We start from the raw sequence: 13,638 nt of genomic DNA on the forward strand, positions 1-13,638 counted from the left end.
AAAGGAGACGACATGCGCGATCTGATGGGCATGATGGGCAAGATGAAGGAAATGCAGGCCAAGATGGAAAAGCTGCAGGAAGAGATTGCAGCTGTCGAGGTCGAAGGCGTTTCCGGCGGCGGCATGGTCACCGTGCGCATGACCGGCAAGGGCGAGATGCTCGGCATCAAGGTCGACCCCAGCCTGCTTTCCGCCGACGAGGCCGAAATGCTCGAGGACCTGATCGTTGCCGCTCACCGCGACGCGAAGGACCGCGCCGAGGAGAAGGCACAGGAAATGACCAAGGAACTGACTGCCGGCCTGCCGATCCCGCCCGGCATGAAGCTGCCTTTCTGAGGACGACACCATGACCCTCGGCGCCCTCGCTTTGTTTGCCATCACGCTGTTCGTCGCCGCAGGTTCTCCGGGACCGAGCGTTGCGGCACTCGTCGCCCGCGTGCTTTCGCGCGGCCACCGCGACGTGCTGCCGTTTCTGGCGGCAATGTGGCTTGGCGAGGCGCTGTGGCTGACGCTTGCGGTCTTCGGCCTGGTCGCCGTCGCCACCACCTTCCACGCGGTGTTCATCGTCATCAAATGGGCGGGCATTGCTTATCTCGGCTATCTCGCCTGGAAGATGTGGTTCGCGGAAACCGAAACGACGGGCGAGGAACTGCCGCAGACAACCTCCGGCTGGAAGATGTTTCTCACCGGCATGAGCATCACCATCGGCAACCCCAAGATCATGATGTTCTACGTCGCGCTGCTGCCGACGATCCTCGACCTCGGCAGCATCACCGTCGTCGGCTGGGCGGAACTGACCGTCACGCTCCTGCTGGTGCTCGCCGTCGTCGACCTCTCCTGGGTGTTTCTCGCATCGAAGGCCCGCAGACTGTTGAAGAGCCCGCGCGCGATGAAGATCGCCAACCGCCTCAGCGCGGGCATGATCGGCGGCGCTGCGGTCGCGATCGCAACCCGCTGACAATCCTTCCATCGGACTGCAAAAGCGGTTTCCGTTTTGGAGGCCGATGGGATAGTGAAATTCTATGGCAAAACGTGTAACCGGCCCCGAAATCGAAAAACTGATCCAGCTTCTGGCGAAGGTGCCGGGGCTTGGGCCGCGTTCGGCGCGGCGTGCGGCGCTGCACTTGATCAAGAAGCGCGACCAGTTGATGGGCCCGCTTTCGGGCGCGATGCAGGATGCCTATGACAAGGTGAAGATCTGCTCCACCTGCGGCAATGTCGACACCTCAGATCCCTGCACGATCTGCACCGATCCGACGCGCGACCAGAGCCTCGTCATCGTGGTGGAAGACGTCGGCGACCTCTGGGCGCTGGAGCGGGCGGCGGCACTCAATGCCGCCTATCACGTGCTCGGCGGCACCCTGTCGCCGCTCGATGGCATCGGGCCGGACGATCTTACCATCGCCGCATTGGTCGATCGGGTGAAGGCAGGCGAGGTCAAGGAACTGATCATCGCGGTCAACGCCACGGTCGAAGGCCAGGCGACGGCGCATTACATCACCGACCAGTTCGACGGCCTCGACATTAAGGTGACCCGTCTCGCCCATGGCGTGCCGGTCGGCGGCGAGCTCGACTATCTCGACGAGGGCACGCTGGTGGCCGCCCTCAGGTCGCGCACGGCGCTTTGATTCTGCTTGCAGCACGAGATTCGTTTTTGTAGCTTCGGATTATCTCTGGATCGAGCGGGCGGGCCATGATCGTCGAATATCTTCGCTACAGTGTGCCTGACGATCAACAGGCCGCATTCATCCGAGATTATCAGGCGGCCAAGGAGCCGCTGTTGCACTCACCCTATGCGATATCCTTCGAGATTGCGCAATGCAGCGATGAGCCCACCCAATTCATCATCCGCATCGAGTGGACCTCTGCGGAGGACCACCTGAAATCATTCAGGGCAAGCGCGGAGTTTCGAGAATTCTTCATCCATATCCGCCCGTATGTCGGCATGATCGCTGAAATGCGCCACTACCAGCCCTGCTGAGCAGCAGTATTGACGAGGCTGATGAGGTCCTGCCTGCCGGTCCAGTGCAACGGATGCCAGCCGAAAGCCCTTGCCGCCTCGATGTTTCCCAGTTGATCGTCGATGAAGACACATTGCTCGCCGGTAAAGCCGCTGACCCTTTCTGCCGCCGCGAAGAAACCCGGGCGCGGTTTCTTTTCGCCGATGGCCGCCGAATAGATGATGCCGTCGACATCTGCAGCCAGACCCATCGCCTCCATCAGGTAGCGGGCGCGCTGGTGTTCCTGGTTGGTGGCGAGATAGATGGCGAACCCCTCCCCCTTCAAGGCCCGCGCATCCGCCAGCACCGCCTCGTCGATCATCGAATCGCGCGAGAACCAGTAGTCGATGAATTCCTGGGCAGTCAGCGTTTCGGAAAGTTCGGGCAGGCAATCGTCCAGGGCCGCGTGCAGGTGCTTGCGGCCGAGGATGACATCCGGCCAGTGCGTGGCGAAGAATTCGGCGGAGAGCCGATCCGGGTCGATGCCGAGATCGCGCTCGATATCTGCCGCCCACGAGCCGCCATTGTGGCTGTGGACCAGCACGCCGTCGACGTCGAGCATCAGGACACGTTTCATTGCACTTCCCTTTCGGCCGATGGTCCTATCGGCCGAGCAAGCCGTCAAGCGCCTGATAGCTGGTCGGATTGTCCGGGCAGAGGCCGAGGCCGCATTCGGCAAGCGTGGAGACACCATTGCCAAGGCTCATAACGGCAAACAGCGCCACAGCGACAAGGCCGATGCCGGTTGTCTTCTCCGCTCCGCGGCTACCGCCGCCGAGAAGCAGCATCAGGCCGGTGCCAAGCACCACCAGCGTGAACACGACGAAGGCCCAGGTGTAGAAATGCAGGCCAAGGAACGGGTCGCCGTAGCTACCGGTGCCCGGCACCACATGCAGCGCCACCTGCCTGAGCGCCGCCATGCCGCCGACAACGGCGCCGAGCAGCATCAGCGCGTAATGACGCACGGCAACGCCGCAGAGAACGTTGAGGGCGAGCCCGGTGCCAACGATGACGAAACCGGCGCGCTGCAGAAGGCAGAGCGGACACGGCAGGTCGCCATTGGCGAACTGATCATAAAAGGCATAGCCGAGCACCAGCGAAATCGCCAGAAGCCCCAGTGCATTGAGAAGGCGGGCAAGATTATCGGACATGGCTCACCTCAAAGCGAAATCTGCAGCGCATCGGTCGCGTGCAATCTGTAGAGCACGGCAACGAGCAGGACGGCGAGCATGGTGGCGGCGATCGCCGCCATCCGGTTTCCGCGCCAGGCGAGCCAGAGCCCGGCAAAGCAGAGAAGAAATGGCAGTGCCATCATGGTCTTGTTCTTGAGCCTCCCTTGTGAAGACACGGCAGCCGCGAGGCCGCCGTGTCGGGTCTTTTCTGGTGTTTTGCTTATTTGGCGTCCGGCCACGCGGTCGGATCGGTATCGAGATCGGCAAACTTCTTCGGATCGAAGAGCGGCCGCTTGTTGCCTGCTGCAAGCTGGGAACGGAAATCGTTGATGAGCCGCAGTGCGATCGGGAACAGCATCATCAGCGCCAGCAGGTTGACGACGGCCAGCACGCCCATCATCGGATCGGAGAAGTTGAACACCGCCGTTGCCCCGGGCGCCACGGCACCGAGCAGCACGATGAAGACGATGACGATCCTGAGGATATGGATCGCGTTCTTGTTGGCAGTCATGAAGGAGAGCGCATTCTCGCCAAGATAGTAGTTGTAGATGATCGAGGAGAACGAGAACAGGAAGATCGCCGCCGTCAGATAGTACTGCGCCCAGGCGCCGACATGATCGACCATGCTCTGCTGGGTCAGGATCACACCGTCAACATCGGCCTGTCCGGGCTGGTAGACGTCGCCGAGCAGGATGATGAAGGCGGTGCAGGAGCAGACCACCATGGTATCGATGAACACCGAAAAGCTCTGGGTGATGCCTTGGCTGACGGGATGGCGCACATAGGCGGTTGCCGCGACGTTCGGCGCCGAACCGAGGCCAGCCTCGTTGGAGAAGAGCCCGCGCCGCAGCCCGTTCGAAAGGGCTGCACCGACACCGCCGGCGACAGCCTCGCGAATGCCGACGGCATTGGCGACGATATCCCAGATGACGCCCGGAAGCGCCGTGATGTTCATGACGATGATCACCAGCGCCAGGCCGATATAGCCGATTGCCATGATCGGGATGATGACGTCGGACGCCTTGGCGATGCGGTGAATGCCGCCATAGACGATGAAGCCGGTGGCCGCGGCGAGGAAGATGCCGGTGGCGTAGCGCGGAATGCCGAGACTGTCGGCGGCGGCCCCCGCCACCGTATTGCCCTGGAAGGCGTTGAAACCGATGGCGAACGAGGCAATCAGGCAGACCGCATAAATGATGGCGAGCCAGCGATAGTTGGCGCCAAGGCCGTAGATGATCGCCTGCGCCGGGCCGCCGCGATAATCGCCCTCGTCCGTGGTGCGCTTGAAGGCCTGGGCGAGCGTCGCCTCGACAAGGCCGGAGCACATGCCGACAAGGGCGATCGCCCACATCCAGAACACCGCGCCCGGACCGCCGGCGGTGATCGCCACCGCCACGCCGGCGATGTTGCCGCCGCCAACACGACCGCCGACGGAAACCAGAAGCGCCTCGCGGGCGCTGATCTTGGTCGGATCGCCGTCCTCATCGCCCCACAACACACCAAACATGCGCTTGAAGAAACGGAACTGCACGAAACCGCTGGCCATGGTGAAGAACACACCGAGCACAACCAGGAACGGAATCAGCGCCCATCCCCATGTCAGATCATTGATGAGATTGAAGATCGTATCGAAAAACTGCACGGCACATCCCCCTGTGGCGCTATTGTCGCCGATCAGCGCGCCTTGCGGACGCGCACGCGTTGGTCCGAAGGGTCCCCACCCTCGGCCACGTCGTCTCCGCGACGTTTCGCCTTATATTACAAGACGGTAGATTCTATTTTCCGTTTGGGCAAGCAATGATGTGGCTTGGCATATGTAAAAAGGCCCGAACGCAAGACGCGCCGCGAAGTCAATCGCGGCGCGTCTTGATGTTTCGTCAAGGCCAGTTGCCCGGCCGTCAGCGCCAGCCGAGCGCCGGAGCGATATGGGTCAGAATGTCTTCGATGACATGGGCGTTATAGGCGACGCCGAGCTGGTTCGGCACCGTCAGAAGCAGGGTATCGGCCTCCGCGATCGCCTCGTCCTCCTTCAGCTGCTCGATCAGCCTTTCCGGCTCATCGGCATAGGATCGGCCGAAGATCGCGCGGGTCTTCTCATCGATATAGCCGATCGAATCGCTTTCCTTGCCGCCGCGGCCGAAATAGGCCCGGTCCATGTCGGTGGTGAGCGCAAAGATCGAGCGGCTGACGGAAACCCGCGGCGTGCGGGTGTGGCCCGCCTCCTTCCAGGCGGCGCGGTAGGCGCGAATCTGGTCGGCCTGCTGCTTGTGGAAGGGTTCGCCGGTCTCGTCGTCCTTCAGCGTCGAGCTCTGCAGGTTCATGCCGAGCTTTGCCGCCCATTCTGCGGTCGCGTTCGAACCGGCACCCCACCAGATACGTTCGCGCAGCCCCTCCGAGTGCGGCTCGAGACGGAGCAGGCCGGGCGGGTTCGGAAACATCGGCCGCGGGTTCGGCTCGGCAAAGCCCTTGCCGGCGAGCATGTCGAGGAACACCTCGGTGTGGCGGCGCGCCATGGCGGAGGCATCCTCGCCTTCGCCGGGCTGATAGCCGAAGTAGCGCCAGCCATCGACCACCTGTTCGGGCGAGCCTCGGGAAATGCCGAGCTGCAGGCGGCCGTTCGAGATCAGGTCGGCAGCCCCCGCATCCTCGATCATATAAAGCGGATTTTCATAGCGCATGTCGATGACGCCCGTGCCGATCTCGATGCGGCTCGTCCGTGCGCCGATCGCCGCAAGCAGCGGAAACGGCGAGGCGAGCTGGCGGGCGAAATGGTGGACGCGGAAATAGGCGCCGTCGGCGCCGAGTTCTTCGGCCGCCACAGCGAGATCGATCGACTGGTGCAGCACGTCGGAAGCCGAGCGTGCGCCCGATTGCGGCGATGGCGTCCAGTGACCGAAAGACAGAAATCCGATCTTCTTCATTTGCTGCGGTCCCTTCATGGGGCCGGACATGCGCCCGGCCTGACAGATTATGCGGAAAGCGGCGGCAATTTGCGCCGCGCTTCTCACTCTTGCCCCATATGTGCATTGGCGAGCTTTCCGCTGCAATGCGGGCGAAGATGAACACTGCGTCAAACGTCTGTCGCGCGATGCTTTGGCGCGAGGTGAAACCAGGTGGCGCATAAAAAAACGGCCCGCTCGGAAAGCGGGCCGCTATCGGTCACATCGGCCGGGAACCGGGTTCCTGGCCAGTACTGCTCAACCAGCCGCAACAGCGGCGTCCGCAGGCCTCACTTGGCAGGCTTGCGGGACCGTTTCTTCTTCTCGGGCGCGGGCGCGGCAGCATCAGCCTCCTCCCGTGCGAGCCTGAGCTTGCGCAGACGGTCGGTCTTCTTCTGCAGGGAGGTCGCCTCCTCGGTAATGATCTCGCGCGCCGCGCGATCGGTGATCGATGCCTTGTCGGTGGCGGACATCCGGCCCGGCTTGAAGAACTGGTCTTTGGTTGCAGTCATGGTGATCTCCAGTGATGCTGACGGGGCTGTCAGCGACGGTGGGCGGCAGCCTTGCGCTTCGGCCCCGGGATCAGTCCCTCGCGCTGGGCGCGCTTGCGCATCAGCTTGCGCTGACGCCGCACTGCCTCGCCCTGCTCCCGGTTACGCTTCTCGGAAGGTTTTTCGTAAGAACGACGCGCACGCATCTCGCGATAAAGACCCTCGCGCTGCATCTTCTTCTTCAGAACGCGAAGCGCCTGATCGACATTGTTGTCTCTTACAACGACCTGCATGAAAAGCTCCTTTTCTTGTTATCATATCGTCCGTGAACACACGAACCTGTTCGAAACGGCCAGCCTCCCGCGGCGCTGCGGAAAACAAAAAGGCCGGGTAAAACCCGACCTTCCTCACAATCACTGCCAGTACATCCGTGGTCAGCGATCCTGTGTGACAAATCACACGCCGCCATGATCCGGGAAAAACCCTTGAATGCTGTCATCCGGCTGCCAGTACATCCGTGGTCAGCCAGAAGAGCAAAATGATCAGGCCGCCTGAAGGTTGCCGGCCGCGCTCTTTCCAGAGCGGTTATCGCGCAGGACATCGAACGTCACCTTCTGGCCGTCTTTCAGCGAGCTCATGCCCGCTTGCTCGACTGCAGAGATGTGCACGAAAACATCCGCGCCGCCATCATCGGGCTCGATAAAACCAAAACCCTTGGTGGCGTTGAACCATTTTACGGTACCTGAAGACATAACGATTTTCCTTTTCCAAATCGTCGTTGTTCCGCAATACTCTGCGGATTAGATCGATTTTGAGAGGAAATCGTGAGAAACTAAAAAGCTTCTCTGACAAAGTCACAAGCAATGGTCGATAGACGTGATATAGGCCCTGGCTTCGATAATTGCAACAGTTCATCAGAGAAATAACTTGCGTGCACCGTCGCGAAAGGGGATCAAAACTATGATCCGCAAGGCTTCTCGAGGGACGTTTATTTCGCAGACCGCGAGAAGACGCCCGCTACCGCCGCCGGCTTGCAGCCAGCCGGCGCGCCAGCACGACATCCTCAGGTTGAAATCGCAGATTCCTCCCGTCGATCAGCTCTTGAGCGCCTCGAGGCCTTCGAAGCAGGCAAGCGCCTCGGGATTGGCCAGCGCTTCCTTGTTCTTGACCGGGCGGGCGTGCACAACCTCGCGGACGGCAAGCTCGACGATCTTGCCGGATTTGGTGCGGGGGATATCGGAGACAGCAATGATCTTTGCCGGCACATGCCGTGGCGACGCGCCCTCCCGGATGCGTGTCCGGATCCTCTTTTCAAGCTCCGACGTGAGGGTCACGCCCTCGGCAAGACGGACGAACAGGATCACCCGGACGTCATCGTCGAAGTCCTGGCCGATGCAGATCGCCTCCAGCACCTCTTCCAGCTGCTCGACCTGATTGTAGATCTCCGCTGTGCCGATGCGCACGCCACCGGGGTTCAAGGTCGCGTCTGACCGGCCATGAATGATCATGCCGCCATGGGCGGTCCATTCGGCGAAGTCACCGTGGCACCAGACGCCCGGAAAGGAGGAGAAATAGGCCGCACGGTATTTCGCACCGTCCGGATCGTTCCAGAAGCCGACCGGCATGTTCGGGAATGCGCGGGTGCAGACGAGTTCCCCCTTCTCGCCGAGGACGGGCTTGCCGTCCTCATCCCAGACATCGACCGCGAGACCGAGCCCCGCGCCCTGGATCTCCCCGCGCCAGACCGGTTTTACCGGAATGCCGAGCACGAAACAGGAGACGATGTCCGTGCCCCCCGAGATCGATGCAAGCTGCACGTCGGTTTTGATGGCATCATAGACGAAGGCGAAGCCTTCCGGCGACAGCGGCGATCCCGTCGACGTCACCAGTCGAAGGCTCGAAAGGTCATGCAGCGCACCCGGCCGCAAGCCCGCCTTGCGAACGGCGTCAATGTATTTGGCCGAGGTGCCGAAAATGGCGAAGCCTTCCCGCTCGGCATAGTCGAACAGGATGTCCGGTCCCGGCGCGAAGGGCGAACCGTCATAAAGGCAAAGCGTTGCGCCGCTGGCGAGTCCGCTCGCCAACCAGTTCCACATCATCCAGCCGCAGGTAGTGAAATAAAACAACCGCTCTCCCGCCTTCAGCGAGCAATGCAGCCGATGCTCCTTCAGGTGCTGCAGCAGAACGCCGCCGGCCGAATGGACAATGCACTTCGGAATGCCGGTCGTCCCCGACGAGAACAGGATGTAGAGCGGGTGGGAGAATGGCAGCGGCGTATATTCGATCGGGCGCGCCTCGTAAGGGGCAAGGAACGAGGCAAGCGTCGTGGCGCTTTCGATGGCAGAGGCGACCGCCTCCGCATCGCCCGCAAGCGGCACGATGACCGTCGGCACATCGAGCGCGGCGGCAACCGCCCTCGCCTTCTCGCCGACATGTTGGACCTTACCGTTATACCAGTAGCCGTCGCAGCAGATGAACAGTTTCGGCCCGATCTGGCCGAAACGATCGAGCACGCCGTTGACGCCAAAATCCGGCGAACAGGACGACCAGACCGCCCCGAGGGAGGCGGCGGCAAGCATGCAAGCGATCGTTTCCGGCATGTTCGGCATCATCGCCGCGACACGGTCTCCCGGGCCTATGCCGAGGGCCTTCAAGGCCTGCTGCAGGCGCGAGACCGTGTCCGCCAGCCGCTGCCAGCTCCAGCGTATCTCGAACTGGTCCTCGGCGCGGAACACCATCGCATCGCCCGGACCGGGCCGGTGCAGCAGGTTTTCCGCGAAATTGAGGCGCGCATCGGGGAAGAAGCGGGCGGAAAGCATGTCGCCATCATCGACGAGCGCGCGCTCCCCCTTGTCGCCGGCCACCCCGCAAAAATCCCACAGCGCCGACCAGAAGTCGCCTCGCTCGGCCACCGACCAGCGATGAAAATCGTCGTAATCGGCAAACAGGCGGTGATGGCGGGCCGCACAGAAATTCATGAAATGGGTCACCGGCGCGCCGGCAATGTCCTGCACCGTCGGCCGCCAAAGGGGCGTTTCCTCGGCCATCCTCTCCTCCCGATCGTGCAGCACCCTCTGCACCTTGCGGACTTGTCTTATCGCAAGATTCCGGGCCGAGGAAGTCCCTCCATTCGGCCAAGCCCTTCCGTCTTCGGAGCAAAAACAGTATCTGCAATTGTCTGCGTTGCGGATTTCCGCTATCCGCCACGGGACTGATTCCTGAAAGTGGTGCAATGTTCGGCAGAAGCAAAGAGGCTGGCAATCCGCAAAGGACACGACGGTTTTTCCGCCGTCGTCCCCTGCGCTATGTGCTGGTCGCCGTGATCCTGCTTGGCGTCATCGCCTATCATGCCGTGCCGACGATCATATCGCCGCGCGGGCTTTCAGGCACACTGGCCGATGACGCCTCAGCCTGGCTCGGGGCACCGGCGTCGATCAGCGGGGACACCCGAATCAGCTTCTGGCCGCGGCCGGAGATCACGGCCACAGGCTTTGCGGTTGCGCGTCCGGGTGGCAGCGGCCCGCTGGTCTATGGCAATGCCGGTGAGCTCAGCGCCCATATTGGATGGTTCAGCGCCCTGATCGGCAGTCCGACCTTCTCCGATTTCACCCTCAAGGATGCCGTCGTCATCTTCGAGGTGCCGGAGGGCGACGAGGGCCTGCCGGGCGGCGCGCTCGCACGCACGGTGGCGGCGATGCAATCGGCCGACGAAGAGGCGACCGAAAATCCGGGCCCGGACACGCTGACGCTCATCAACAGCACACTCGGCTTCAGCCGCGAGGGAGAGACGACCATCGTCAAGGCCGTCAACGGCACGCTCGAATGGCCGCAGCTCGCCGGTTCGGCACGTTTTAACGGCACCGCCCTTCTCGACGATCATGCTACCAGGATCTCCTTCCGCGCCTCGAAGGCGGCGGCGCTTCTTGCCGGTCAGCCCTCCGATGTCAGCATCGACATCTCCAACGACGTCACCCATCTCGCCTACTCAGGCGCCGCATCGGGCCGCCAGCCTTACCTCTTGAACGGCAACCTTTCGCTTTCGACCACGCGCCTGAAGGAACTGATGCAATGGGTTGGTGTGGACAGCCAGCTGCTCAGCAATGTCGAGACCGCCTCGATCGACGGCAAGGTGACCCAAAGCGGCCAGTCCCTGCGGTTCTCGCCGGCCAACGTCACCATAGCCAAGGCAAAGGGCAATGGTGTGCTGGATGTGCTGCCGCCGGGCGAACCCGGCCCCGTCGGCATCGCCGCCACCATGGCCTTCGGAGACATCACGCTGTTCAACGCCAAGTCCTCGCTGCCCGCCTGGATCGATGCGGTTGCACAGGACGCCCAGGAGCAGTCGACGGGGGCAGAACCCTTGCCCAAGCTCGACCTCAGGGTTTCGGCCAAATCGGTACAGCTTTCCGACCTGACGCTCCGCAATGTCGCGTCAAGCATCATCCGCTCCAGCCGGCAGGCGAGTTTCGACATCGTCGATTCCCAGCTCGATGATGGAACACTCTTCGCCCATGTCGGTGTCGAACAGGGCGGCACGGCCAATGTCGAGATCAATGCCGAGGGCGTTCATGCCGGACCGCTTTTCCGACAGCTTGGCTTTGACGTGCCACTTGAGACGGATCATCTGAATTTCGAGATGGCCGCCGAAGCACTGCTGCCGCTCAGCGCTATCAGCCAGAACGATGTGACCGGCACGATCCGCTTCTCGGCCAGCAACGGCTCACTCTCCTGGCTCGCTTTCGGTTCGCTCATCGACAAGGCGCGCGCGCTAGACTCCTTCGCGTTTTCGCCGATGGAAAACAGTCCGCGCGCTTTCGAACAGCTTAAGGGTGAGGCCCGCCTCGCCGGATCGACACTCGAACTTCAGTCAGTGACGATGCAAAGCGGCAACGACACGATCACGCTCGATGGCACGCTCGACACGATGACCGGCGCGATCAAGGCCGACGTCACGATCGCCAACAGGGCGAACGAGGCCAACCCGATCAACCTTGAGATCACCGGCAATGCGCTGGCGGCATTTGCCCGCAGGCTCGATTGAAAACGGGCGCGGCAAAGGCCACGCCCGTCCGGCATCATGGATGCGTCGCGCGTCAGAAACGGTAGCTGACGCCGATCTGTGCGACCGGATAGAACTTGTAGTCGCTGATCTTGTCGCGGAAGTTGTCGATGTTGTTCTGCAGCGACTGGTAGACCGGGCCATCCCAGTATTCGTCGAGCTGCGGTGTGCCCATGTAATAGGCGCCGAGGGCGAAGTCGATCGACACCTTCTCGTTGACCTTGGCGCCGTAGCCGACGCCCAGATAGGGCTGAAATTCGTATTCCGGAGAAAGTTTCACCAGAACGCTGCGGTTGGTGCCGAGCGAGGGGTCATACTTGGTGAAGGTTAGATCGGCTGACGGATCGGCCCAGCGGGCACCAGCTGAAAGCCTGAAATTGGAGCCATTGACGTAATAGTCGAAGGTTGCTCCGAGGCCGAACAGCTTCGCATTGCCGTCATAGGTCGTGCCCTGATACGTCCCCGACGGGTGGAACCCGAAGCCGTTGATCGAACCGGTAACACCGAAACTCTCATTGAACTTGTAACCGCCCTCAAGGCCGAAGCCCAATGTGCCAAGTGTTGGCTTGATCGAAGCTTCCTGTGCAGACGCCGCGGAGGCCGTCATGACCGCCGCAGCACATACTAGCGAAAGAAAGCCGCCGCGCTTTGCAAAATTCGCTTTCATCAGTTCCCGCTCTCCTGGGTTCGAAACAATTCCTCGTGGTTCAATTTATATGAGATTGTGGTTAATAACTTTATACTAAATTAAAGAGCAGCCAGTCCCTGGAAGAAAATCAAGCAAAATCCGGCATTTTTTGCTTCCGTTGCTGCGGTTCTGTACGTCAAAGCGCACGGAACCACGCTTCCGCGACTACTCGGTCTCGGCGCGCCTGCCGGCATAGAGCGCCGAGCGCGCCTTGATGAAATGCATGAGGCGATCGGCAACAATGCGGATTTCGGGGCGATAGCGATCCTCCTCATGCGTCACCAGCCACTGGGGCTGGGTGAGCATTTCGATGATCGGACCGGCGCGTTCCAGACGCGGCGAGACATCGCCGATGAAGCATGGCAGTACGGCGATGCCGGCACCGGCCTCGGCGAGATCGAGTACGCTGCGCGGCCGGCTGGCGGTCATGACGATGTCGGCGGCATGGTGTTCGTGGGGCCAGCGCAGATAGGCCGAAACGGCGGCATCCTGAGTGACAGCGAGCCAGCGATGGGCGACCGACAGCGGGGCGTTCTTTGCCCGAAACGGGGCATAGGCGACGCTGCAAAGACGGATCGAAGCGAGGTTCAGTTCCTCCGGCTCGAACGAGCGGATGCCGATGTCGTTTTCGCGGTGGGCAAGGTTCGCCCGCGCCTCGCCGACAAGGAATTGCAGGCGGAACGTGTCGCCTTCGCGGCAGAACTCGTTGATGTGGGCACTGACCAGAAACGCATTCCAGGTGCCGATCGCCAGCCGCACCAGCGCCGGCGCCGCCGCTTCGCCGCGCCAGTCATCGACCCGCCTGAGGTTACCGTCGGCCTCGCCGAGCAAGGCCTGCAGCCTTTCGCCATCCGCCGTCAGCCGGTAGCCCGCCTGGCTGCGCAGGAACAGGGATCGGCCGGTCAGGCGCTCGAGATCCAGCATGTGCCGGCCAAGCGTCGCGGGACTGAGGCCAGTTTCAGCGGCAGCGCCAGAAAGCCCGCCATTGCGGCAGACGGAGAGGAAAAGCTGGTAATGGGACCACGGGATGTTTTTCATGGATGAAAAATACCCTGCGTTTCGCCCTGTATCAAACAGCAAATATGATCGCTAATAAAAGGGATGCCTCAAAACACCAGGAGACATCCATGATGCCGATCACCCGACAGGATTCGCCCTCTCAACGCCCTATCAGCCGCCCCTATGTCATCGAGGACCAGCTGAATCTGCGGTATCTCAGCGAAGACGAGTACTACCGGACCTTCGCCGAACCGCTGCCTCTCCCAGCCCATGCCGCCACGCGGCTTTTT

General features: G+C 61.8%; 16 protein-coding genes. 5 read left to right on the top strand and 11 right to left on the bottom strand.

All coding sequences use genetic code 11. The features are described from left to right. Positions 1-12 precede the first annotated feature (12 nt). The 4 genes from TM49_RS00105 (at position 13) to TM49_RS00120 (ending at position 1,981) form a co-directional block, all read left to right on the top strand. Positions 13-336, top strand: a complete 324-nt coding sequence (locus tag TM49_RS00105; RefSeq protein ID WP_045679007.1) for a YbaB/EbfC family nucleoid-associated protein — start codon at positions 13-15, stop codon at positions 334-336. Between the two features lie 10 nt (positions 337-346). Then, positions 347-958 carry a LysE family translocator gene (locus TM49_RS00110; RefSeq protein ID WP_045679008.1) on the top strand — a complete coding sequence of 204 codons (612 nt, stop codon included), beginning with the start codon at positions 347-349 and terminating at the stop codon, positions 956-958. Positions 959-1,022: 64 nt separating this feature from the next. Then, positions 1,023-1,628, top strand: coding sequence for a recombination mediator RecR (recR, locus tag TM49_RS00115; protein WP_045679009.1), 606 nt, complete (start codon positions 1,023-1,025; stop codon positions 1,626-1,628). Positions 1,629-1,693: 65 nt separating this feature from the next. Next, on the top strand, positions 1,694-1,981 hold the full coding sequence (locus tag TM49_RS00120) for an antibiotic biosynthesis monooxygenase family protein (RefSeq protein WP_045679010.1): 288 nt from the start codon (positions 1,694-1,696) through the stop codon (positions 1,979-1,981). Here the strand turns inward: TM49_RS00120 and TM49_RS00125 are convergent. The 9 genes from TM49_RS00125 to TM49_RS00160 all read right to left on the bottom strand — a co-directional run bounded on the left by TM49_RS00125 (position 1,966) and on the right by TM49_RS00160 (position 9,649). Then, positions 1,966-2,577, bottom strand: a complete 612-nt coding sequence (locus TM49_RS00125; protein ID WP_045679011.1) for an HAD family hydrolase — start codon at positions 2,575-2,577, stop codon at positions 1,966-1,968. The two genes, TM49_RS00120 and TM49_RS00125, sit on opposite strands and share 16 nt — an antisense overlap. A gap of 25 nt (positions 2,578-2,602) precedes the next feature. Next, positions 2,603-3,151 carry a disulfide bond formation protein B gene (locus tag TM49_RS00130; RefSeq protein ID WP_045679012.1) on the bottom strand — a complete coding sequence of 183 codons (549 nt, stop codon included), beginning with the start codon at positions 3,149-3,151 and terminating at the stop codon, positions 2,603-2,605. Positions 3,152-3,159: 8 nt separating this feature from the next. Then, positions 3,160-3,315, bottom strand: coding sequence for a DUF5993 family protein (locus tag TM49_RS23570; RefSeq protein WP_158498588.1), 156 nt, complete (start codon positions 3,313-3,315; stop codon positions 3,160-3,162). Positions 3,316-3,392: 77 nt separating this feature from the next. Then, the gene (locus tag TM49_RS00135) at positions 3,393-4,814 is read right to left on the bottom strand and encodes an alanine/glycine:cation symporter family protein (protein ID WP_045679013.1); all 1,422 of its coding nucleotides are present in this window, start codon (positions 4,812-4,814) and stop codon (positions 3,393-3,395) included. Between the two features lie 256 nt (positions 4,815-5,070). Continuing rightward, a complete protein-coding gene (locus TM49_RS00140; protein WP_045684518.1) occupies positions 5,071-6,093 on the bottom strand; it encodes an LLM class flavin-dependent oxidoreductase in 1,023 nt (340 codons plus the stop codon). 308 nt (positions 6,094-6,401) lie between these two features. Next, on the bottom strand, positions 6,402-6,623 hold the full coding sequence (locus tag TM49_RS00145; RefSeq protein WP_045679014.1) for a hypothetical protein: 222 nt from the start codon (positions 6,621-6,623) through the stop codon (positions 6,402-6,404). 29 nt (positions 6,624-6,652) lie between these two features. Beyond that, positions 6,653-6,895, bottom strand: coding sequence for a 30S ribosomal protein S21 (gene rpsU, locus TM49_RS00150; RefSeq protein WP_045679015.1), 243 nt, complete (start codon positions 6,893-6,895; stop codon positions 6,653-6,655). A gap of 249 nt (positions 6,896-7,144) precedes the next feature. Next, positions 7,145-7,354: a cold-shock protein gene (locus TM49_RS00155; protein ID WP_045679016.1), complete on the bottom strand. Its 210-nt coding sequence runs from the start codon at positions 7,352-7,354 to the stop codon at positions 7,145-7,147. Positions 7,355-7,696: 342 nt separating this feature from the next. Then, the gene (locus tag TM49_RS00160; RefSeq protein ID WP_045679017.1) at positions 7,697-9,649 is read right to left on the bottom strand and encodes an acetoacetate--CoA ligase; all 1,953 of its coding nucleotides are present in this window, start codon (positions 9,647-9,649) and stop codon (positions 7,697-7,699) included. Positions 9,650-9,834: 185 nt separating this feature from the next. On the opposite strand from TM49_RS00160, the gene TM49_RS00165 reads away from it, so the two are divergent. Further along, positions 9,835-11,643 (top strand): AsmA family protein, encoded by a 1,809-nt coding sequence (locus TM49_RS00165; RefSeq protein WP_045679018.1) that lies wholly within the window; start codon positions 9,835-9,837, stop codon positions 11,641-11,643. A gap of 52 nt (positions 11,644-11,695) precedes the next feature. Here TM49_RS00165 and TM49_RS00170 read toward each other — a convergent pair whose 3' ends face one another. After that, a complete protein-coding gene (locus TM49_RS00170; protein ID WP_045679019.1) occupies positions 11,696-12,328 on the bottom strand; it encodes a hypothetical protein in 633 nt (210 codons plus the stop codon). Between the two features lie 186 nt (positions 12,329-12,514). Beyond that, positions 12,515-13,387, bottom strand: coding sequence for a LysR family transcriptional regulator (locus TM49_RS00175; protein WP_045679020.1), 873 nt, complete (start codon positions 13,385-13,387; stop codon positions 12,515-12,517). Between the last annotated feature and the right edge of the window lie 251 nt (positions 13,388-13,638).

It is taken from the genome of Martelella endophytica (genome assembly GCF_000960975.1).
Taxonomy (GTDB): domain Bacteria; phylum Pseudomonadota; class Alphaproteobacteria; order Rhizobiales; family Rhizobiaceae; genus Martelella; species Martelella endophytica.